This is a genomic window from Maridesulfovibrio sp. (genome assembly GCF_965230075.1).
GTDB lineage: Bacteria > Desulfobacterota > Desulfovibrionia > Desulfovibrionales > Desulfovibrionaceae > Maridesulfovibrio.
The window spans coordinates 2,667,901-2,691,498 of record NZ_OZ245945.1; the positions used below are offsets into that span (position 1 = coordinate 2,667,901).

The 23,598-nt window shown below is 46.9% G+C and carries 18 protein-coding genes; 4 read left to right on the plus strand and 14 right to left on the minus strand.

Translation table 11 applies throughout. The annotated features are described in order from the left end of the window. Positions 1-45 precede the first annotated feature (45 nt). On the plus strand, positions 46-1,992 hold the full coding sequence (locus tag ACO05Z_RS12140) for a PEP/pyruvate-binding domain-containing protein (protein ID WP_421902442.1): 1,947 nt from the start codon (positions 46-48) through the stop codon (positions 1,990-1,992). Positions 1,993-1,999: 7 nt separating this feature from the next. Here ACO05Z_RS12140 and ACO05Z_RS12145 read toward each other — a convergent pair whose 3' ends face one another. From ACO05Z_RS12145 to ACO05Z_RS12180, 8 genes are all read right to left on the minus strand, one after another. Then, positions 2,000-2,743, minus strand: coding sequence for a tetratricopeptide repeat protein (locus ACO05Z_RS12145; protein WP_421902443.1), 744 nt, complete (start codon positions 2,741-2,743; stop codon positions 2,000-2,002). A gap of 79 nt (positions 2,744-2,822) precedes the next feature. Next, positions 2,823-4,439: a SpoIID/LytB domain-containing protein gene (locus tag ACO05Z_RS12150; protein ID WP_421902444.1), complete on the minus strand. Its 1,617-nt coding sequence runs from the start codon at positions 4,437-4,439 to the stop codon at positions 2,823-2,825. Then, positions 4,429-6,819 carry a right-handed parallel beta-helix repeat-containing protein gene (locus tag ACO05Z_RS12155; RefSeq protein ID WP_421902445.1) on the minus strand — a complete coding sequence of 797 codons (2,391 nt, stop codon included), beginning with the start codon at positions 6,817-6,819 and terminating at the stop codon, positions 4,429-4,431. Before ACO05Z_RS12155 ends, ACO05Z_RS12150 begins: the two co-directional genes overlap by 11 nt. 2 nt (positions 6,820-6,821) lie before the next feature. Beyond that, positions 6,822-8,996 carry a hypothetical protein gene (locus ACO05Z_RS12160; protein WP_421902446.1) on the minus strand — a complete coding sequence of 725 codons (2,175 nt, stop codon included), beginning with the start codon at positions 8,994-8,996 and terminating at the stop codon, positions 6,822-6,824. 20 nt (positions 8,997-9,016) lie between these two features. Beyond that, on the minus strand, positions 9,017-9,991 hold the full coding sequence (locus ACO05Z_RS12165; RefSeq protein WP_421902447.1) for a hypothetical protein: 975 nt from the start codon (positions 9,989-9,991) through the stop codon (positions 9,017-9,019). Positions 9,992-10,005: 14 nt separating this feature from the next. Further along, on the minus strand, positions 10,006-11,211 hold the full coding sequence (locus ACO05Z_RS12170) for an S-layer homology domain-containing protein (protein ID WP_421902448.1): 1,206 nt from the start codon (positions 11,209-11,211) through the stop codon (positions 10,006-10,008). Positions 11,212-11,336: 125 nt separating this feature from the next. Further along, the gene (locus tag ACO05Z_RS12175) at positions 11,337-12,443 is read right to left on the minus strand and encodes a hypothetical protein (protein WP_421902449.1); all 1,107 of its coding nucleotides are present in this window, start codon (positions 12,441-12,443) and stop codon (positions 11,337-11,339) included. A gap of 29 nt (positions 12,444-12,472) precedes the next feature. Continuing rightward, the gene (locus ACO05Z_RS12180) at positions 12,473-13,414 is read right to left on the minus strand and encodes a hypothetical protein (protein WP_421902450.1); all 942 of its coding nucleotides are present in this window, start codon (positions 13,412-13,414) and stop codon (positions 12,473-12,475) included. 538 nt (positions 13,415-13,952) lie between these two features. On the opposite strand from ACO05Z_RS12180, the gene ACO05Z_RS12185 reads away from it, so the two are divergent. Then, positions 13,953-14,429, plus strand: coding sequence for a hypothetical protein (locus tag ACO05Z_RS12185; protein WP_421902451.1), 477 nt, complete (start codon positions 13,953-13,955; stop codon positions 14,427-14,429). A 79-nt stretch (positions 14,430-14,508) separates the two neighbouring features. Here the strand turns inward: ACO05Z_RS12185 and ACO05Z_RS12190 are convergent, their stop codons facing one another. Both ACO05Z_RS12190 and ACO05Z_RS12195 read right to left on the minus strand, forming a co-directional pair. Continuing rightward, the gene (locus ACO05Z_RS12190) at positions 14,509-15,000 is read right to left on the minus strand and encodes a YajQ family cyclic di-GMP-binding protein (protein WP_421902452.1); all 492 of its coding nucleotides are present in this window, start codon (positions 14,998-15,000) and stop codon (positions 14,509-14,511) included. Positions 15,001-15,104: 104 nt separating this feature from the next. Next, on the minus strand, positions 15,105-15,434 hold the full coding sequence (locus tag ACO05Z_RS12195) for an STAS domain-containing protein (RefSeq protein WP_421902453.1): 330 nt from the start codon (positions 15,432-15,434) through the stop codon (positions 15,105-15,107). A 139-nt stretch (positions 15,435-15,573) separates the two neighbouring features. Here ACO05Z_RS12195 and ACO05Z_RS12200 point away from each other — a divergent pair, with 139 nt between their 5' ends. Both ACO05Z_RS12200 and ACO05Z_RS12205 read left to right on the plus strand, forming a co-directional pair. Beyond that, positions 15,574-15,870 (plus strand): YciI family protein, encoded by a 297-nt coding sequence (locus tag ACO05Z_RS12200; RefSeq protein ID WP_421902454.1) that lies wholly within the window; start codon positions 15,574-15,576, stop codon positions 15,868-15,870. Positions 15,871-16,024: 154 nt separating this feature from the next. Then, positions 16,025-16,489: an arsenate reductase ArsC gene (locus tag ACO05Z_RS12205; protein ID WP_421902455.1), complete on the plus strand. Its 465-nt coding sequence runs from the start codon at positions 16,025-16,027 to the stop codon at positions 16,487-16,489. A gap of 64 nt (positions 16,490-16,553) precedes the next feature. On the opposite strand, the gene ACO05Z_RS12210 is transcribed toward ACO05Z_RS12205, so the two are convergent. The 4 genes from ACO05Z_RS12210 to ACO05Z_RS12225 form a co-directional block, all read right to left on the minus strand. Continuing rightward, entirely contained in the window at positions 16,554-18,761 is a 2,208-nt protein-coding gene (locus ACO05Z_RS12210) for an EAL domain-containing protein (RefSeq protein WP_421902456.1), read from the minus strand. A 115-nt stretch (positions 18,762-18,876) separates the two neighbouring features. Then, positions 18,877-19,284 (minus strand): bacteriohemerythrin, encoded by a 408-nt coding sequence (locus ACO05Z_RS12215; protein ID WP_421902457.1) that lies wholly within the window; start codon positions 19,282-19,284, stop codon positions 18,877-18,879. A gap of 16 nt (positions 19,285-19,300) precedes the next feature. Next, a complete protein-coding gene (locus tag ACO05Z_RS12220; protein WP_421902458.1) occupies positions 19,301-22,303 on the minus strand; it encodes an HD domain-containing phosphohydrolase in 3,003 nt (1,000 codons plus the stop codon). A 154-nt stretch (positions 22,304-22,457) separates the two neighbouring features. Further along, positions 22,458-23,588 carry a hypothetical protein gene (locus ACO05Z_RS12225; RefSeq protein ID WP_421902459.1) on the minus strand — a complete coding sequence of 377 codons (1,131 nt, stop codon included), beginning with the start codon at positions 23,586-23,588 and terminating at the stop codon, positions 22,458-22,460. Positions 23,589-23,598 lie beyond the last annotated feature (10 nt).

A 23,598-nucleotide genomic window follows, 5' to 3' on the forward strand; every position in this document is an offset into this window, starting at 1 on the left:
CTTAGGGTTTTATTAACATAACCTCTTGTGATATGATTCACTATTATGAGATTTCGACACGTTTTCAGCCATTGGACTTACGAGACTTTCCCCCCCGGACGGTTGCTCAGGCGCAGGTACAACTCTTTTAAGAAACTCATGGAGCTTGAGGAAGAGTGCCTCAAAGCCATCTCGCACATTGAAGATATCGGCTTCGGCCTGACCGTCACTGATTGGGCCTATGTAGAAAAACAGGCCGCAGATCTGGGAATCAATATCCGGACCATGCTCGAGCATTTGCAGGACATGAATCCTGTGCGCTTCATGGATATCATGGATTACTACAACAAGATCAATTTCTACGTGCGCATGGCTGTGACCGTACCCGATCCTGAAATCTCAAAGCCGTTTACTTTTCCTCTTGAAGACGCCATCGACTATGAATTCAAAGCCGGAGCCTGCGCCGCAGACCTCGCACGGCTAAAACAGGCCGGTGTGCCTGTTCTGGATGGTATGGTCATCGGCTCCGATGTCTACAACTACTTCATCGAAGCAAACAACCTGCGAATTGCCATTGATGAGATTCTGGAATCAGCGGTGACCACCGGAATAACCGACCTGAACATCATTTCCCGAACCATCACTGACCGATTCATGCAAGGTGTAATGCCCGAAGCAATCGCTACCGAAATTGAAATCGCCGCACTTGAAACCTCCCGCGGAAGCGGCAACCTGAGCCTGACCGCATCTTCCACTCCTGAAGGAAGCCTCTATGCCCTGCCTGAAAGCTGGTGCACCATCTCCCCGGTCCCGGTACAGGAAATTGTTGAGGCATGGAAGAAAGCGGTCACCTGTAAATTTTCTGCGGAATCCATCAAGGCCCGCATTGAGTCCGGCTATGCAGACCGCGAAAGTCCGGCCTCGGTCATAATCCAGCCCATGAAGGACATCCATGATTCAGGGGTTATTGAAACCCTGCACGAATCATCCGATCTGCCGCCCAAAGACAGGGAAAGCGGCTGTTCAGCAATTTTCAGCCACAACTCAACTACACCTTTCCTGCTTTCACGAAGAGAAAAGCAACGAATTATCTCCCGACCGGAGAAATCACCGCTATCCACCCACTCGGCAAAAACAATTGCCGCCTTGGGTAAAAAGGCTGAAGAACTGTTTGATGTCCCACAAAAATGCCAGTGGATTACCGACCTGCGCAACCGGGTCATGATCACCTCAGCGCGTTCCTACCCATTCCAAGGGGAAAAGGAGACCGTGCGTATCAAACAGGCCCTTTCCTATATCGCCAACTTGAACATATCACCGCGCAACACGGAAATGTTCCTGCCGGAGAAAAGCCGCTCCATGTATGATCTGGTACGCTTTGCCAATGAAAAAGGCATTGAGGAGATGTTCTCGCTGGTCAGTAAAAAAGGACTGGGTATTGATGGTGCCAAACACTTAAAGGCACGCCAACCCATTTCTGTGACCGTACTGAATCTTGCTGACGGCCTGTTCAGCACTGCAGCCGGTAAAATGGATATTTCGCCAGACGACATCAAGTCTGCCCCCATGTGGGCGCTATGGTTCGGTCTTGGTGCGGACCGCGCAGGCTGGGACGGAGACAACAGCATCGAAGGGTATGCCATCCTTTCCAGAACCTATATGAATATCACTTTGAAATCGGAAAAAGACCTCACTGAAGTGGACGCTGTCTGCGACCCTGATGCACAGGCCAACCACATCCATTTCCGCTTTAAAGGCGGCAGTGGAAGCCCGAAGCAACGCATTGCGCGAATCAGGTTCATCAATACAACCTTGAAATCACAAGGCTTTGAGACAAACCATCAGGGAGATATGATCGAGGCGAGATTCAAGGGAGGCAGAGAGCCTGAAATCCAGAAACTGCTAGCAACAACAGGACACTTGATCGCCCATATCGGTACCCATCATCCAGTTGTAGAAGACGGCGAAAATGCCGATCAGGTAGCGGCGAGATTTATTTCGGGGCTGGGTTAAAAGAGTATTAGATTTTGACCTGCGATTTCTTATGAATCTGGACCAGAAAATGGACCAGTTTATCTTCGATCTCGCGGTCATCAACATATTCAATGATCATTTCCTTGGCATCTTCAAGCCCATATTCATCAAGAAGCTCACGCAAGCGCTTGCGCAGCTGTGCTTTCTCGCGTTTTATCTGCAGATCTTCCAGAATATCTGTGACGTAATCAAAATCTTTTTTGGCGAGAGCTTTGCGAAAATTTGTACGCACAAAATGGGAATAAAAACGGCTTGAAATCCCGGAAAGAAGAGTACCCAACCAAACACCTATAACCAACGTTACAAGGTCAGCTGCCCTTTCCTTGGCAATATTTATCCATTCATAAAAATCACGGTCACGCAACAAATCCTGAGTCTTTCGCATTTCAAGAACCATGCGTTTGGCTGCAGGGTTGTTCTTGTTGATATCCAAAGCCTTACGGAACTGGGCCTCAGCCAGTTCCAAATCACCCATCTTAAAATAAGCCCGCCCGAGCAGGCTGTACAGCCAGTCCGAGCGGGGATGTCTCTTTAAACTCTGTTCAAGGCTGGAAACCGCGAGTTCATAATCTCCACGGTCAATGAGTTCCTGTCCCATCCTGCCACAGGAGACCTCCGAATCAAGAGAGGCCTGTGAAGGTGTGCCTGCCCGGCACTCAATAATGCCGACCATCACGGTCAGGGTCAGGACCACACAAATCAACCAGATAATTCTTTCTGTTCTATTCATTAAGGGCCTTACTCATCTACCAGACATTCCTAAAATAAATTCATATTTATTTAAAAAATTAAGTTTAATCAGCGTAGTGCTACCACAACTGCTTAATACTGCTGCCCGGGTAGTAGAATTTCAAAATGTGATCGTACTTCTTGGTTTTACCCAATTCCGCAGCTCCCCACTGCGAATATCCTACACCATGACCCCAACCACGGCCTTTGAATGTATAATAATCTCCCTTCTTGTCAATCTGTAGGAGAATATCAGGCAATTTCAAAACACGTGAACTTCCAAGAGTGGTCCGTGTCCGCAGGTCCCGATAACCTGATTTGTACTTGATGCGCACTTTGACAATCCTGCCGGAAGGCCCCTTTTCAAGAGCTTTAATGGAACGGATGCCGGGTACGGAAATACCGATTTTCTTCAACTTGGCTTCAATGTCTTTCCTACTGTACTTCTTGGTCCAGGAAGCCATCTTACCCTTTAAACTGGCCGAGTCTTTCTGGGCGATAAGATAAGCCTTACCTGCTCCGAAGATGGCCTTGGCATCAGCGGTAAACCCACCACTGTTGGCCGTATACTGGGAAAGGATCGGCTTATCTTTGTAAAGCATGACCTGACCACTGGTCTGTTTCACAGCCTTGTCGGTGCGTTTATCTTCGCGATCCACTCCGCCATACATCTGATCGTAGGTATCGGCATAAACATCATAAAAAAGATGAGTGCGGTGCTTCTTCTGGTAGTAGGCATAAGTCCTTGCGGCAACAGCCTGAGCCTTCAAAGTCTCAGCAGGCCATGAAGCATAGGATTCCGCAGGAACAACAGAACGCAGATAATCTTCTATCTCGATAATGTTGAGAATCAGCAACTTGCCCTTACGGATACTGACATCAATGATCCCGCGCACCTTCTTGGATTCGGAACCGTAGCTGACTTTAAGTGCGCCGTTGGACTTAAACTTGATCCTTGTAGCGCTAACCACCTTACCGTCAAGAGTCAGCTGCTTGCCGGACATGCCAACCTTGTACTTACGCCCGCAGCCCAATTCATCTGTACAAATTCTATCTTTACCCGACCCTGTGGTCACGGTCATGGACTTTACCTTACGGCTAAGACAGACCCGAAGCGTCGGTTCCTTGCCGATCTTGGAAGGTATTTTTTCAACAGGCTTCTCGTCAGGCTTTTGTTCAGGTTTCTGATCAACCTTCTGCTCCTGCTTGGCCTGCATGGACGAAACTACAGCCTCGACCTGATACTTGAATTTACCCTTGGGAAAATAACGCAGATACTGACGAAATACAGACTTAGCCCGGTCATACCTGTTCATCTGATAATAAAGGAATCCCAGACGGTAGAGCGCAGTATCTGCATAATCCGGATAGTTGCGACCCACCATGCGGTAAACATCGGCAGCCTTTTCCGGGGCATCCAGAAATGTGGACAAAACCATAGCCTTGCCGAACATGGCATTGACTCGGGTCTTAGCCACCGGAGAATAATCCACAGCAGTATCGTATTGCTCAAGAGCCTCAAAATATTTGCCGATATCGATCAAATAACTGGCGTAATTGATGTGCCACTGTGCCTGAGCCTGATCCTCCAGCTCAATTGGCGAATATTTGCGAGCCTCTGCACTTGCCGGAACCAAAAGCAGCAAAATCAAAACCGGAAGAAAAACATTCTTTATCACACTAAATTTATTTCTCATCTTTCTTATCCTTTGTTTTATCTTCGCTCACTTTTTCTTCGCCATTATTAGTGGGAACGGACTCTGCCGGAACCGACAAATGCTCAAGGTAATCTTTCATATAGAGCAGATTGCTGTCTGCCGGACTAAGCAGCAAGGCTTTATCTAAGACCTGTCTGGCCTGCTTAATATCACCCTTATTCAGCAGGTAGCGCACGTTGAGTTGATGCAAACGGACGTCATACGGAAACTTTGAAATACCCTCGTCCAATATTTCGGAAAGAGCCACGTCATCTCCCAGAGCCAATAAAGTATAGGAAAGGTAAAGGTAGATATCACGGTCATCCTTCATCTTTACCGCCTGACTCAAGGCCTGAAAAGCGTCTCCGTAATGCTGGCTGTGAAAGGCATTCACTCCCAGTTCCTTGAGTTCGGCAAATTTCTTCTCACGCAATTCCGGAGTAATTTCCTTATCATCAATAAGTACAACCCTGCGCCCATGCGGATACGGGGCATCAAGGATGGATTTAACCAGAATATCGCCATCCAGCTTCAACTTCTCAATCGAAGCAGATCCGAAATAGTTATCACTGACCACCAGCTTTCCAACTGCGACAATATTGCGCTCATTGTCGAAAATATTGTTGTCCTTGATTTCAACACTGCCACCGATGAAATCAATTCCCTGAGTACAATTGGTAATACTTGAACGGACCACGGAACCATTTCCGGCACTAAGCACCAGTCCCTGCCGCACTCCGGATATACGCAATCCCTTGAAATCATAGTTACCTGTTTCCGTCACCGCTGCTGCGTATTTGCCGCCGCTAAATGATGAGGAACGAATTTCAGTATAACCGCCCGCAGAAGTGACAGCCTTGCTGAAACCATTAAATTCACACTGGGAAAACAAAGCCTTGCCACCGGACAAGATCTTCACGCCCTCAGTGGAATTTGATTCCAGCCGAACGGGAGCACTGATCTCACCGATGGATTCAAGTTCTCCTAAAACATCAATACGCCCCTTATCCTCAAAACGGATCTTCGTCCCGGACTGGAGGGTAAATTTCGCACCTTCGGGAACTGTCACCGGAAAGCCGATACGATAATTGCCCTTAACCAGAATCCCACTCAATTCGCCGAAAAGCTCCCGCTCATCAAACTGCGGCATGACCACACTGGTTATTCCGTTCAAAGGCGAAAGGTTTCCAGCCTTATCCTTGATACGTACACGATAAAAAGCAGTTGTCCCCTGCATGACATCAGTATCAACAAATTCAGGAGTCCGGGTCCGGGCGACAGTTTCAAATTCACCAACAGGATCACTGCCCTTTTCAACCACAAATTCCTCAAGATCGGTAGCTGAAGGAACCTGCCAATACAGTTGCACGCCGTCACGTCCTGTCTGGGACTGTACATTCTCTAAAACCGGGGGCAGCTCACCATCGAGGGAAATAAGCGAACCGGACTCGATCCAAAGCCTGTCCACCCCGTTGGCTTTACGCATCTTGACCATTAAAGGTTTGTTTATCGCCTTATCTCCCTCGGCAACCACATAAAACCCCTCATAAACGCCCTGCGATGTCTGGGGCAAAGGTATATTTTCCTTAAAATCTCCAATACAGAAGGAACACTTCAATCCCGGCTCGGCGTCTACACGCACCGCAACCCTCTGGCCCACACCGAAAAGAAGGTTGTCCACGTTGGTATCGACAGCAATGACCTCCGGAAGCTTCGGCCCCTTGGGGCAATCCGGCAGCACCTGCGCCATATTCCATGCCCAATCATAGACAACCATTCGCATCTGCCGCCTGATAGGATCGGAAAAGACTTCTTCCACAATGGTCCCGGCAAGACCGACCACACCAGTGGGCACTGAAATCCTGCGCTTGGATGCACTGTCCCGCCACTTACCGACCAAAGTCCCGGCAGCGTTATACATCATTACCTCCGCATCCAGTTGGAAGAGATCAAAAGCCAGAGCCTTGATCATATCCGCGCTGTAAATATCGGTCTTGACGATACCGTCCGCACCCAGCAGCTTGCAAAGTTCCACGTCGCTCATCTTGCGCCAGCCGTTATCGCGCCCCAACTCGGCAAGGGTGTTATCCACAACATCCTTTTGCAAAGGCATGAACCCTTTACCCGCCAACTGGTTGGTAATGGCCGCGCGGGCAATATCCGCAACAAACAAACGGTCATCATCAAGCACCAATACGGACTTATGTTCTGTCGAATTCTCGGCATGTTCGATGTATTCCGCAGGCAGGACCGCGATTTTATACGGAATTGCCTCTTCCTCGGTATACTGCACTGCCTGCGTTGTTTTCTTGGCAAAACAACCGCCAAGCAGCAATGCTGCCAGCAGCAGAAAAATTGTAAAACTATGCTTGTTATTCATGGCTATGACTTCAACTTCCTATCTACGTTAAAGGAATTAACCGTACCGAGCACGGAACGGACCTTCCCCTCCAGCTGCAGATGCTTGTCGGCAATGGAGTACGCCCCGCCGCCCCAAGCCTGCAATTGCCGCCCACTAAGGTTGAAGGAATTAATCAATAGTTTCCTGCCGCTTAAAGCCGCACGCATTCGGGCCGTGCTGAAGTTAAGCCCCTGCCCGCCTTCAGGGTTGAAGGAAACAGCGTCCAGCAGATCAATAAAGAATCCCAACCGGGGATCGAGATTGGCAAGGTTGAAAATGTGCAGCCCGTCAATCTTTGCGGAGGCCTCCCCGCGCACAGATTGGGCCAGCTCATCAACATCACTGCCCTGCATGAACATATTGGCGTTGAGATAAATTTTTCCACGCAGGGAAACAGAAAGATCCTTTGCAAAACAGGCAATCAGGCTGGGCAAACTGGTCCCGCGCCCTTTCACATTGCATTGCGCTGCAAGTTGATCCTGCGCCAACACAACATCGGCATTCAGATTGAGATGAAAAAGCTTACCGCTGGCCTTGAGCAAAGCGCGATCATTACCGGAATGGACAAAAACAGCTACATCGCTAAAGGGCCAGTCATTGTAATAAAAACGGCGGATAGATGCCTTGCCGCTGATATCCCGGCCAAGGAGCGTTTCAAAATTAAATTTCTCTTTTGCAGCGGCAACATCGGGAGAAGTAACACTTTCTTTCTTTTCAGGAATGCGGATACTTAATGATTTCAACTGGGCTTCATAGCCTGTCAGATGATTGCGGGGGGTATTAAAATACCCGGAAGCGGAAATTCGTGTTTCCTTATGGCTCAACTGGGTATCAAACACGGTCCGCGAAGGATTTTTTTTTTCAGCCTCGCAGGTGATGATGTAATCAAACAGTGAAAAATCAAGAGCCTCGGCCTTGAACCGGACCTGTTTCATATCGACCGGAAAAGCCACTGAGGCCTGCGCGTTCAGAGTCCCCCCGGTTGCGGAGGCGACATTAAAACTGCGCACGGAGACAACCGGCTTGCCGTCCTTGAATTCAACATCGGCATCAATCTCGGAAATGCTCAATTCCTGCTTCTTACCATCCAATGATTCCAGCACCAGCACAAGATCCTTCGCACTGACCGTCATTTTGCCGGAAAGCCCTTTGTTGGCAACACTGCTGGGCGGTGTATGCAAAGAAACTGCCTTGAAAATCAAGGTTCCCTGCGGCTTGATGGATTTCAGTTTGGCGGACTCACACAGGGAACGGGTGGCGTTACGGCCCCGCTCACTCTTCTGGGCCATTGCATAGAGTTCTCCTGCATCAACCAGTGCTTCATCAAGAGCAACCTGAAAGGTTCCGCCCTGCCCCATTTGCAGGGACAAACCCTTGCCGCTGGTAGAATCAAGTACCAGCCCCCCGGCTTTAACACTCATAGTTCCGGCAGCGCTGTCCACGCTAAAGTCAAGATCGGTAGTCTCAAACTTCCCGGCCTCGGCCAGTTCAGGGATGGTTGAATTGGCCATGTACCCGAATCCAGTCAAAAAACCCAAAAAGGAGGCCGGATCAATAGAGCACTCAGAGGCCTGAAGATTAAGCTTCAACGGTGATGTGGAAACCATGTCCAGACGGCCCGAGAACTTGAATCCCAGCTCGGCAATGGAAGCACTGCGCACGTTAAATGCAAATCCGCTGCTTTCCTTTTCCACGCTGGCGGAAACAGTAAGCGGATCGGCCTCATAGCTGTTGGTAAGCTGTACCCTGCCGGAAACAACATCAATTTTATCAGGAAAGATAGCAGGAAGTTCAAGTGCACCGGAAGCGGCCTCCCCCTCCTCTCGATGGGCAAGAGCCTTCACGTCCGGGTCCTGCAGAACCACATGACGCAGCTTGACCTCTCCGGTAAACAGACTGGGAACATCGGGGAAAATTTCCAATTGCGGGACACGGACTGTATCCATACCGCTCTGGACCCGCAGGTTGGTTACCCGCAGGGAAGGAAGGGGGGAGTAATGAAGTTCGATATCCTCCACTACCACCCCCATGTTGGTCATATCAGAAAGCAGCTTCTCTGCGGCATCCACAAAATGAACCCTGATCAGCACCATGGAACCGACCATAAGCATGGCCGCAATAATTCCACCAATGATGAGTCCCTTCTTATGCAACACCGCAACACCGCCTTTTTACTTTACTTAAGTACGAATACTACCCTTGCCTGTGCCAGCAGGTTATACTTCTGGTCATAGGCAAATACGGTAGACGCATCTTCAACGCTGACCACAGCATCAGTCACGTTCTGCACAGTCTTGCCCTTAAGCACCATGGGAGACTTACTGCCCCATGATTCGAGCAAAGCACGAGCCTTTTGCAGATCAGTAGTGTAACCGCCGCAGCCCCTTTCAATCAGGACCTGATTAAGGACCTTGGACGGATCAAAAAGAACTTCATTCTTTTCGGTCAGGATGCGGTTAACCAATGCAGGCTTGAAGTCAAAGTCGCGTACATCAACAATTATACCGTCAACCGGAGTTGCCACGGCTTGCTGAATTTTATCGGAAGCAGGTTCAGTGGTCTGCACCGGAGGCTCAACCTTTTCAGGCACTTCCACCTTTTCAACGACTTCACTAGGTGCTTCCACCTTTGCAACTACTTCTTCTTTTTTCTCCACTACAGGAGCAACAATTTCGGGAAGAGTTTCAGGCTTGAAGGCCGGAATCTCACGGATCTTAAGTTCCTTGGGCTCTTTGAGGATGATCTCATCAAAAGCACTGTATACGGAATCATGACCATGCAGATTCAAGCGCAGACAAACACGGGCATAACCTTCGGTGCGGTCAAAGGATTCACCGCAGGGAACAGCGCCGCGCAGGGTGCCGTCAACAGTGGTCCTGACTTTTTCGCTGGTAAGCATTCCATCACGGACGGTGGTTTTACCGCTCAAACGCAAGCCCTGAAAGATTTCAAGCATCCTTCTCTGGGCAACCACTTCAGCAGCGCGTTTAGCACGGTAACGGCTCTGCCCAGCCTCGGACTCACCGATTACCTGAATGTACCCCTTCTGGAATACTTCATCCGCATTCACAACCTCGACAATCTTTTCCCCGGCAACAGCGGAGCCGGCAAAAAGCACTACCGCTGTCAGGGCTAGCAATAATTTTTTCACATTATCCTCCACTGTTAGTAAATATTCATAATGTTACGCAGACGCATCAAGGAAAGGATGAGGTCCGCGCCATCCATATTGGCATCAGGACGGAAAGCACCGGACAGATCAGTTTCCATCAAGTTGCGGTTAACCACGGTGACAATGGCATTATACCATGCATCGGTGGGCTCCACGTCAGGATAGAGCGATTTTTTCTGCCCCATATGCTGTGTAGACATGGCTTCATCGCCGGTCAGCTTGATAAGCACATCTTCCAGCACAAAGGCCAATTCCTTACGAGTCATGGGCTTTTTAGGGTGGAAGAGATAAGCACGGGTCTGCTCGTCATAGGTAGGCTCAAGCCCGCGGACATGCCATTTAAGGACAGTCATGATTTCAGGCTCAAACATATGGCCGACAACATCGGCGGGAGTGAATTCGGCTTTTTTATCATTACCGGGAACAGGAATACGTCCGGCAAAAAGCCTGTCCAGATGAAGTTCATCCACCAGCAGTGCGGCAACGTCAGCCCGGTCAACTTCTTCTTTAACCGCGATCTGCTTGGCAACATCAGTCAAAGTATAGTTGCTCATGGCTCTCAGAATTTTCTGAGCACGGTTGTAAAGGGCATTGGATTTGTCATGCCACTTGCCCGGGGAAGCAGAAAGCACAACACCGAGCACGTCTTCTGCTTTACGAAATTCACCACCCTTGAAGTAAGCCTCACCCATAAAATAGTGTACGGCCTCGGTCTGACGGTAATAAGGAAGGTCTTCTTCAACCACATACTTAAGCATCAGCTTGGCATCGGCGTAAAGATCTTCCGCCCTCTGCAACCAGCCACGAGTGGTGATGTGGCTGTAAACCCGGATACCGGTCACGTAGACACTGAATTTCTGTGATCTGTCTCTCCTTGCCTCACGCACAGCCTTATCAAACTGCTTGATAGCCCTTTCGGCATCAACAGCGCGATAATCATCATCGCTTTCACTATCGGCACGCATAGCGTAGACAAGGGCCTTACCTGCGATAGCAGGAGCATATTCATCATCAAGGGCCACTGCCCGCTCAAAACGGACAAACGCCTTCTCAGGCATACCCTGATCTATGAGTTCCATCCCCATCAGATAGTGATGGGCCGGGTTATCTTCAATAGACATGGGTTTTACTTTTTTTCCGCATCCCGCAAGGGAGAGAATCAAAAGCAGGCCCGTTAGAAATATTAAATATTTTTTCATCCGGTTATCCTCCTTGCAGCGGATGCGTTCCGCCGACAATCATGATTTACCTGCATGATACATCAACATTTTATGCAGGCGAGGGGAAAAATTTCACCATTCACCCCCCGCCCGTTTATTGTCATTTAGAATCCTTCAGGATTCTGCCAACGGAATTTCAAATTCCTTCCGTCCATCTTACTCTGGAACTTCTCTACGCCCACATTTTTCAATGCGGTTGAAACCCGTTTGAGCAGGTTTTCAGCACGCAAGGTGGACCAGTAGGTCACTTCCATATTCATACCATTCTGACGCTTAACTTCCTTACGCACGAACCCGGGTACATCCTCGAGGGCTGTACCGATATGGGAAAGTTCGGGAAAGCCAAGAAAAGTCAGCGTGTAACGAAAGCCCTTACCTCGATCCAGCTCGGATTCCATGCGTTCAAGCAATTCCCGGGCAATCCTTACAGAAGCCCAGTAAGCCTCGGGCTTGGCTGCATCCACGGCACGGCTGTAGACTTCAGCAGGCTTGCCGGAAAGGCTCACATACTTTTCAATAGGCCGGCGCACTTCACCAATCTTGAGTCCATCAGAGATCCTAACGCAGGTCAGGTGCATGACCGGATTAGCATCCCTTGGCAACTCGAGTTCAACAGTGACTACATAGTCAGCCTTGAGCAGTCTGTTGAACTTTGCAGCCTTTTTAAGGTTCATTGAACCTTCAATCTCACTGTATTTGGCACGGGACATGGGCCAGTCGATCACTTCGAACTGGAACTTGTTCCCGAAAGTACGCGAAACAGCGTGCACAAGTTCTTTCATGGACTGCGGGGGAACAGAATTGAACCCGGCTCCGGAACCGAAGATAAGCAACCTCGGCAGGCCGGACATTTTCTGCAGGATGGCAAGAGTGGTGTAATCGGAATACATGAGCTTACTGTCAACCGCGGCATCAATTGTAATACTGTAACCGTCAGCAGTAGCCCCTTCCTTCAACACCTTATAAGAAGAGATATACCCTTTAGAATGGCTGGCAATCTCGTCACGAACCAGCACCCCGGACTCCACAAGGGAATCAGAAGCCACAGCCGTGCCGATCTGCATTTCAACCGCAGTACGTAAAGCGGAATTAAGCGCCTGCTGGCGATCAATTCCCTCGCCGATAGCCTCCACAGCAAATGCTGTGGAGGCAGCCAGCAATATTGCAAGCGAAATGGCAACCATTTGAGAGTACAGTTTAGTTAAGGACATACAGACCTCATTTTTTTACGGCAGACGACCTACCAATCACTGTTACTCTGCTTTCTGCGCTGCTTTACGCGATGCTGCTTTACGATCTTCACTTCGTTACCGGAAATGTAGACGCGTCCCTTCATGTTCAGCTTTCTGAGCATGCGAACCATGTTGCGCTTCAGATGCGCGGAATCAATGGAGGTCTTGTACCACAATTCGTGGTGGGAAGAAGTGTTCAGAGCATTGGTCTTGGGGCGATGGCTGTCATAACCGGTGAAAATGGTGATGTAGTCTTCAACGTCGAGCATATCGTCATCGCTGAAACCGTCAAAAATAAGAGTCCATTCGAGGAGGCGTCCGCCGGAACTGATACCGGAACCGCCACCGCCGCCGGAGCCACCACCGTCAGAATAGCTCTCACCTCCGCCACCGGGATGATACTGGTCAAGGCGGTCGGCAAGCACTGCGCCAACATCGGAACCGATGATTTTAGACAGCTTACCGATTGCTTCAAGAACATCGTTACGGCTGTAAGGTCTAGGTACGAGCTGGTACTGCTGGGGCTCAGCTTCAAAGTTACCCATTCTGGAACCATCCCAAACGGAAAGGAGACGCCCTTCGATGCGGGCGGTAACCCTTACACTGTTCTGGTTAGACTTGGCATTGGGGTAGATGCTGAAAATGCAGAGGACATCAATACCGGCATCCTTGGCGATCTGGATGAGCTCAGCATCATTACGTCTGGTGCGGCCCTGTGCATGAGTCATATGGGTCAGTGCGGTTTCGTCTTTAACATCGAAACCGAGATTGATCATCTCGTTGGAAATAGCATTAAGTACCCGTTTAAAAACTCTTGAATTACGGGGAACAGTATCTGGGTCAGCATCTTCTCCGACAATCATGACCCTCGGCAGGTCGGTAGCCAAAGCCATGGAAGGCGCCACAAAAAAGCAGACTATGGCGATGAGAAGCAGTATTGATTTCCTCATGTCACTCTCCTTAAATAATGTATGGTTACACCATTTTGCCCGATTCCCGATGTCCGGACAGTTTCTATAAAACAAATCCTCAACCCTTATCCCGACTCCGGAAATGGTTGAATCAGCCAAAGTTAACCTAACTCTAATTAGTAACTATATTATATTACACGACTTATGCAACACAATTTAATTTTTCGGCCCCAGTTTCATACATAGATGAATTTATTTTCAAGATAATCCCGAAATAATATGACAAACACCCTGACGAGTCAAACCTCTTTTAAAAAATAGAAACATTCCCAGAAGTTATACTTATCTCTTTTCATGCCCCCTCCTGTTGACTCAATCAGGTTGTATGTGTCCATATTGAAAAACACCCTGTTTTATGTATACCACATACAAACAATATTTATCCACGTTTTTTATAATGAATCCATTGGTTGGCAAAAGCGAGGGGAAAAATAGATCCAAATACCCCACGCATATTTTTTCATAACGCGCGAAATACCATACAAACACTAACCAGTTAAAATAAAGGCTTTTCCTAATGAAACCGAAAAAAACGAATATGGCTACAAAAACATGGGAAATGATGCAATGTTCCCGCGAAGCCCTTGGCGCAACCTGCATGCAGAAAATTTTCTCAAGAGGCCAGAGCCAGATCAACCGCTACTGTTCATCCCCCCAGCATGAAGACCACCAGCGAAATCCGTTGGACAGGCTTCATCTGCTCTTCAGCAAGCTTGAAGAAGAAGGGGAAAAGGAACTTGTTATCGCCGCACTGAATCATCTTTGCAGTTCAGTAGGTTACAGGATTCAGGAGCAACAAGAAATTATTCCCGACAAACTGACCGTGGAAGAAGAATGTCTTGATGACTATCCGGAAAAAGTAGAATTGGACAGACTAATCGCCATCAATGCTGCCCCGGAGCTTGTCCGCAGACAGGGAGAACAGACCTGCCGTGAGATCATGGAAACAGTGACCAGTTACGAGGAGCATTGTAAGAAGAATGGATACAAATAAAAAAACCGCCCGGAGTTTTTACTCCGGGCGGTTTCAGGTGCTTTATCAACTATCAGAGAGATGAGAAAGCGCTCTCTGATTATTTTTTCATGTTTACGAACTGGAAAGGCATGTCGAGATCGGAGTCCCTGACCAAAGAAATAACGGCCTGCAGGTCATCCAGCTTCTTGCCGGTAACACGGACCTGATCATCCTGGATTGCAGCCTGCACTTTCATCTTGGTGCCTTTGATCATTTTCACTATCTTCTTAGCTGTATCCTTATCGATTCCTTCCTTCAGTTTGATTTCCTGCTTGAGCTGGGCACTGGAAGTAGGCTCAACTTTACCGAAATCAAGAGACCTGGGGTCAACCTTACGTCTGGTGAAATGAGTAATCATCATGTCCTTAACAGCTTTGATTTTCATCTCATCACCGGTCACGAGACTGATTGTGTTTGTCTTCTTGTTCAGATCAATCTCAGTATTCACCCCACGAAAATCGTAACGGGTATCAATTTCTTTTAGTACGTTGTTTACAGCGTTATCAACTTCCTGTGCGTCAATCTGGCTGACAATATCAAAAGACGGCATTGTATATCCTCCATATAAAAAATAAATAGCTGTTTGAAGTCGCCGAGTAATTTAACAATCGGCAAGACATAGTCAAGTCCCGTATGCCTAAGTTTTTCAGGGCATCAGGGCATCAGGGCGTCATCAACGGATGGGTATATATCAAAAATGGTATTAAGCTTGGTAAGCCTGAATATCTGCTCCACTCTAGGATGCAGGCCGGCAATCAAAAGACGTCCGTCTTTAGGCAGTTCACTTGCGGTGGTAATCAATCCGGCAAGACCGCAAGAATCCATGAAAAGCACCGAAGAAAGATCAAGAACAAATTTTCTGTCGCCCTCGTCTACCAAGGAAGCCACATGTTTCTGCAACTCAGAAGAATTTGTTGCATCAACCCGGCTTTCACCGACACGCAGAATGACAAAGTCCCCGACCCGTTCATGAGACAAAATCATACTCTGTTCCTCAAGATTTATGCAATTACCCCACCTCGCATTGCAATGTGTAAAAAAAGCTATCAATCCAAAACATTGCAATGTATTACAGCACCTACAAAATATCATTTATCACCCCAAGCTAGAGAGGGCAATAAATATGTACATACTCAATTTGCGCTATATTAAACCATTAGAAAACATTGACGCATTACTGGAAGAACACATCAAGTTCCTTGAAAAATATTATGCGGAAGGAATTTTCTTCGCTTCAGGACGCAAAGTCCCCCGCACCGGGGGAGTCATCCTTGCAAAAAATATTGACCTTGAAGAACTCGAAAAAGCTATCAACGAAGATCCGTTTAAACGGGAAGGGGTAGCTGAATATGAAATAATTCAATTCATCCCTACCATGATGGCGGACGGTTATGAAATTTTAAAAGATACCCCTGGATAAAGGACTCCACAGCAAACTCTTCACAAATGTAACACAGCCGCAACAACCAATGACATTTCCTCAAGTAAAGGGAGTTTCTTATAGTAAATATGCACAGCCCACCTGCTCGGGTGTGCAATTGAAATCACCCCTACCCTCTAGAAGGAGCTTGCTGATGGAAAAAGTTCTTTTCATCTGTGTTCATAACAGCGCCAGAAGCCAGATGGCTGAAGAGTTACTCAAAAAATACGGCAATGCTGAATTTGAAGTCGAAAGTGCCGGTTTTGAGCCGACAGAAATTAACCCTCTCGTAGTGGAAGTAATGAAAGAAGAGGGAATAGACCTTAGCAGCAAAAAAACACAGTCCGTTTTTGAACTGTTCCGCGACGGTAAGATATTCAACTACGTAATCACCGTTTGCGACAGCAGCACAGATAAAGACTGCCCCATTTTTCCCGGTATTGTTCACCGCATGAACCTGCCCTTCGAAGATCCGGCCGCACTTGAAGGAAGTGAAAAAGAAAAGCTCGCAAAAACACGTATGATCCGTGATTCCATCAAATATACCGTTCAGCAGTTCGCTGCTGCAGTTGAATCCGGGACCATCAAAAAATTCTGCACTCTTCAGGAATGCGTATAAATCTGAAAAAAATGGGCCGAAACAACTCTGTTTCGGCCCTGAAAATACAAACAAATCCCCAAAATCAATCAGCAAGCGCTACCCGGGCAACCTGCAATTCTCTCTCACTGAAACAGCTTTGTTTTTCGTTCCAGTCTTCCATAAAACTTAAACACTCTTCGCCCGTTATCGGCCTGCTGAAATAATATCCCTGAAAACAGGTTCCCCCTAGTTTCTTCAAACTTTTCAATTGCTCAGCACTTTCCACGCCTTCAACAACAACCTTCATTTCAATGTTGCGACACAGTTCTAAGATACTTACAACGATATGCCTGTTTACATCATTTAAAGAACCGAATGTTAGTGATCGATCAATCTTAACTTTATCAATGGGCAACTCCCGCAGGTAGCGCAAGGAGGTATGCCCCATACCAAAATCATCAATAGATATACGGATACCAAGCTCGCGTAACCTGTTCAAATTCTGAAGCTCACGACCACTGGTCGACATAGCAACTGATTCAGTGATTTCAATTTCAAGACAGTAAGGGGGAACCCCGGCAGCCCTCAAGCAACCAAGCACCTCACTCTCAAGACCTTTATCTTTGAATAGAGATGGTGGAAAATTAACCGAAACAAAAAGATGGTAACCAAATCTCTCCTGCCAGACCGCAAGTTGATTGCACGATTCCCGAAGAACAAAATAACTCAATTCATCAACACAATTCATATCCTCGGCCAAGGCAACAACCACTTCCGGCGAAATGTGCCCATAAGCTGGATGATTCCAGCGAATCAAAGCCTCAACTCCTAATATTTCACCGGCATCGTCATCTATTTGAGGCTGAAAAACCATATACAGTTGTTCTTCGGTTCTCAACGCCCGTAGAAGATCGGAGGCCAGTGATCTAGCCACAAATCCTTCGAACCCGGGCAAACCAACACACTTAAATCCGGTTGCTACTTCTTCTCCCCTTGCCGCAGCAATAATTTCATTCATTCCCCGGTCGTACTGCTTTTTCATAACCTTATCGGAGATAAGCACAAAGGGCATATACAACCCGACACCTAAGCTCAAAACAAACACCTGCAACCAAACCCCGGACCATGCACCAGTAGACATATATCCATTCAAAAACACGGGCGTTGTCCAGTGCACAGCATGAACAACATAAGGCACTACACCTAAATATGTGGCCGCATAAGCTATGCAGTAAGCAACTGAAGGAATCAGAAGAAAAGGAATTGCATAGACCGGATTAAGGATCAAAGGAATGCCGAATAGCAGTGGTTCATTGACATTGAATAGACAAACCAAAAGGGCAAGCTGCGAAATCCTTTTGGTTCCAGAGTCCCGCCCTTTCAAAAAAATAGCTATTAGCAGACTCATGGTCAGTCCCGAACCGCCAATCATTGTATAATTATCTAAAAATCCCTTGGTAAGGATATGGACTGGAGCAAACCCCGATTGGATATTAGAAATATTTGCAGCCATATTGTCCGCAAAGATTGTACTATCAAAAAAAGAAAGGGAGTTTGGTCCATGCGCTCCAAAAAACCACAGTACCTGTGAAGCGAAAGTATAAATCAATCCAGTAAGAAAATCTGAACTGGTAAAACTCACAACGGCAAGGACAGCACTTCGATATAATTCACTTAAATTACTATATCCACTCATCAAAATGAGTTTTTTCAGTAGAACAAAAATAAGAATCACCGCAACACAGGCTGGAATCAAGGAAAGTATCTCCCTTGAAAAAACATCATACCCTGACCCGGATACAGCAACTCTAAAACGTAGCTGAATAAGCTTGTGTAAAAGATAACTAGAAAGGGAAGAAACAAAAAAAGCCTGAGCAATACCCTTGCCCAGTGAAGCAATCTCTGCAAAAGAGGCAAAATTAATATCACCGTGCAATACAAAGAAACACGACAACGATATTACGACAAACAAGTTTGGACTGACATATTCCCCGGAGTACTCCTTATTATGAATTACCCCGAAGTTGTAGCTCATACTGCAGAGCAAGACGAGAGCCGCAACACCGTACGTGCCGTTTACGACATCCTGCAAAAGCTTCGTGAGCGTACCGGATAACACTCCAGTTTCGCTTAAAAAAGGAAAATTAAGGATACACAGAAAAACAGCGCCGACAACGATTAGCGGAAAGACCTGCAATTGACTCCGCTGCAATACCTTGAAAAAGGCCAACGAACCTATCCAATCCAGCCACCGACCAAGGGCCAGCATAACTAGATTATCAGTAGTAACTCCACTCTTGAACTTATTCATCAAGTTTTCTGTCATGAACTGCTATATATAATTAAACTTATCTCTCTCCACTCCATTATGAATTCATAGACACAATTAAGAATAAAAATCAACTTAATCTATACTAGACAAAAATTTATCCCAACTTAGCCCTTAAAAATTCCCCCATTTTCTTGTCAGTATCGTTTATATGCGTAACCAGCCATTCACTTAAATAATTAAGAATATCCATGGTAAGGACGCACGTTCCAGCCGCGCAACCACTTTCAATTTCAGTAACCTTATCAATAAATTCCTGATGCTTGAGCTTATGGGCCGGAGCTTCAGGATATTCGTATTGATCCATATATCTTTCTTCAGTACCGAAATGTTCCACCGAATACCTACGCATATCCTCAATTACCTCTAAAACCTGAGGCCGGGCACTTTCCCCGGAGACGAGCAGGTCATGGACACGATTCACCATTTCAACCAACCCCTTATGCTGCTCATCAATTTCGGCAATACTGACCGACAAAGAATCACTCCACATCAACATCGACATATAACACCTCCAATAATTATTCTTCCTCCCTCAAATAAGGGGTTACGTCTTCAACATCACATTGTTCCGGGGCGAGAAATTTTTCTGCATATTCCATAAAAACATTCTTCCGCAAAAAAACATCCATAATATCGCCGTCAATATGCTGATCACCCCGCATAAAAGTCATTATCTTCAAAGCCTCAGAAAGCTTCTTGGCTTTTTTGTAGGGCCTGTCCGATGCAGTGAGGGCTTCAAAGATGTCAGCAATCGCTAATATCCGCGTTTCAACAGAAAGGCTGGATCGATCCTTTTTCAAAGGATATCCGGTTCCGATCAATGTTTCATGGTGCCCTGTTGCAATTTCAGTGACCCGCTCAAGGTGCTTCGGAAAAGGAATCTGCGAAAGCATCTCAAGCCCGCTAAGCATGTGCTCGTTTATCCTGAAGCGCTCTTCATCAGTCAGGGTTCCCCGCGAAATCATCAAGTTATACAGCTCACCGCGATTGTATTCATTCTCAGGTACTACAAGAGGATTCCCCAACACATCCCTGACATGATCATACTCTTTAGTTCTTGGGATGATGTGCTCCGGATTATCCATGAGCAGCTTTTCCCATACTGGAAGTTCAGCCCCTGAAGTCCTCATGCGCTCAAGCTCCAGATGCCCTACTCCCAGCCTCTTATCAAAATAGCGCAACCACTTACGTTCACCGATTTCGGCCACACGCTCCTTGCGCTCATCTGACATAAATTCACCACCAATATTGCACTCTGCAAGAAAGGCGAAATCATCTTCCAGCTGCTTAATTTCCGCATCCAGCCCTTCTTTCAGGCCAATCTTGTCGCCACCGTTGGCAAGCTTACGATAATATTCAATCTCCGCATCACGCCGCAGAACTTCAAACCTCATACGAACTTCATGAATGCGATCATAGATTGTTTCCAGCTTTGTTGCCTTATCCACTACATATTCCGGTGTGGTAACCTTCCCACAATCATGCAGCCAACCGGCAACCCATAACTCCCGCCACTCTTCATCAGTCTCCACTCTAAAATTCTTCAGCGGTCCTGAAGCCGTCTCGTGTACCGCTTTAGTCAACATCTCCGCCAGAACCGGAACCCGGGTACAATGCCCGCCGGTATACGGAGACTTGGCATCAATTGAGGCGGCAATAACCTTGATAAATGCGTTAAACAATTCCTCAAGAGAATTAACAAGATTGCGGTTATCCAATCCCACTGCAGCCTGCGCAACAAGAGACGCCAGTAAATCGTCCAGACCCTCTTCAGAAATATTTCCTTCCTTAGGATTGAACAGTTGCACAACACCAAGAACTTCATCACTTCGCGTAATGATAGGAGCGGTTATCATTGAATGAATGTGTCCACGCTCCGGTTCCTTCGCAAGCCCGGTAGGAAACAACGAAAGCTCCACTCCTTTTACCGAAAGAACCTTACGCCTGTTGTAAGCCTCACAGGCATAACGCAGCACTGAATCTTCACTCACAAAATCAATGATCTCGGGGATAACCATGACCCGGGGCGCAGGATTATCCGAAAGCCCTCCAAGAACAATACTGGAAGCATCAAGGGAAAGAAGCTCAACTGCCAGCTTATTCCCTTCCATCAGATACATTACCCCGCCATCTGCCTCTACAAGGTCGCGCGCTGAGTCAAATATTAATGAAACTAGCTTTTCAAGATCCTTTTCAGAGGAAAGAGCCAAACCACAGGTGACAAGTCTTTCCAGCTTTTCCTGAGTAGCAATAAGACTTGCGGTCTTGTCTCGAATGGTTTCCTTCATAAGAAGGCCGGCCTTACCAAGGGTATCAATTTCTTTAATTCGTGAATCAAGGGGCGGTGACTTGGAAAAATCAAAATTCTGAACTTTCCTGGCCTCACGCAAAAGCACTTCCATGACCCGCGTCCCCCGGCGACCAATATATGCAGAGGCAAAAGACAGGATCAGTAAGAGAATTGCAGAGCTGTAAAGGATTCGGGTAGACATTCTGGAAATATGCCCGGTTACATCACTCACCGGAGCTGCAGCAGCTATAACAAGCTGCAAACCGCTATCCCCGTATATCGGCGTCAGGCTGGCCATATAATCCTGATCATCTGCCCCTTCGAAAAATGAACAACAGGTCTTATCACCGTCGGGCATAGGGATACGGCGAGCTACACATTTTACAGTGAGGTCAGGATATGAACTAGCCATGGGAAGTTGTAAATTATCGCCTGCCAATGCCCATTCCTGATCAGGGTATGCGACCATACGATTATTATCATCTACAATCCAAAGCAGCCCATTATTGCTGACATGTTGTTTTGCAAGCATGCTGCCCAACTGCTTAAGGGAGATATCCAATCCGAAAACTCCCGTGCCATCCTCAAGAGTTCGAGCACAGGTTATCCCCGGCACCCCGGAACTGCTGAAAACATAGGGAGAGGTAAAAACACTTCCACAGGAGAGAAGGGCCTGCCTGTACCATGCCCGTCCACGGGGATCATATGGAGATGTGTCAAAACATTCCCCAAGCAAATGCAATGACGAATCAAAATAACGCCAACGCTGGGCTTTCCCTTTTCCCTTTTTCAAGCAAAGAAGTCGTTCAATATAAGAACAGCCTTCCGGAGCTTCATACTTTGCAAGAATCTTTCGACTCCCGCGAGGAGCAATAACCTGATAAAAAGCACCATCATCATACCCGATATATGCAGACATCAATTGACTATTTGAGTCGAGCATAATCTTCAACGGCTTGAATCTTTTGCAGTATAAAGAATCTCCCTTTCCTTCTCCATCGCGGCAAAGGGTCACCCCGGCCACATTGGCAAGAGCAACAACAGGATCAATAAAAGCATCAAGCTTTGCAGCTGTTTTACCGGTTATTTCCTCAAAATATTCCTCAGCGGATTCAATGGCAGCCTGATCAGATTCGCTCTTGACGATAAAAAGGATCGTCGCTGTGGTTAAAAGGCATGTCCCGACAAGCAAACAACTGATAATAAATGCTATCGACCATTTCCGCTCCATTGCCTTCTCCTTCTACGTCCGGAAGGACGCATCACCCAAATTAATTACAGCCCCATCATACATACCACTATAAAAACTATAAGACAACGAGCAGAAATAAAAAACCGTGCGTATTTTTATTACGCACGGTTCATTTAGAAACATACAGTTTATCTTATTTCAATGAGTTAATCCTATTAGTGATTTTCCTGAATTCTGTTTTCATTTCAATATTCTGGAAAACCACCAGATCAGGAGTTTGCAGTTCTGAAATACGATCCAACATGGCATTGGCATCCCGCATCAGGGTAATCAGGCTGTGCGCCCCCTGTACTGTCTCATAGGTATTCAAAGCAACCTCGTACTCATGAGAAATACCTGACTTTGCATTCGCAATGCGCTTTTTATTCTTACGCAAATAGTCGGCATACATCTTAGCCGTTCTCACGGTTAGACCTTGCGCTGCAAGATTTGTCTTGTATATTCCCCGATACTTTGCAGGCTCACTATTTATCTTCTCTACAGTCCTCTGGATCAACTCTTCCTGCTTCTTGATTATCTCAGCAATACGGATAAGATAGACATCATCTATTTTATGCTCATAACTTCCATAAAGATTGAGCAGTATCCGCAGCAGCAAGGTATGCATACCATAATAACGCTTGGCCATTTCAATATTCTCGTTGGCTTCAGCTGTCAGCCGCTGCAATTCCGTAGTAATCAATTTTACATTATTAAACACGGAAACAAGCCGCACATCGTCATCTCCGGTGACACTGTATACAAGCGTTTCCACCTGCTCCCGGTCAACCTTCATACCAATAGCCTGCATCTCGCTGAGTAATTTATCAATCAAACCTTCAACACGTTTATCATTTTCTTCCTCACGGATTTCAAGCTCCCTGATCTCAGCATCAATAGAATCCGTATCCTTTTTCCATACTTCCCACTTCTTCACTTTTTTAGGAGCAGCAAGACGCTCGGTCTTAAGCTCGGCCACCCGTTCTCTACAATACCGAGAATCCTCCTGTAACTTACGTATGGCAGCCTTGGATTCCGACATACCCGAGATACCCAGAACCTCAATACATTCATCCAACAAATCATTAATTTTACTGTCTACACTGTCCTTATCCGCCTCCAGAGGGTTCCAAGAAGAATCCGGCACACTAGAGCGCAGATCCAACTCAGAGACAGCATCAGAAAGCAAAGGATGAACCTCACCCCAAACATCTTCAAGCGAAGATGCCGAAGCAAAGTTCACACAACAAAAAACAAACGCAATCAAATAACAAAGAACTCTCACCAGTCTCCCC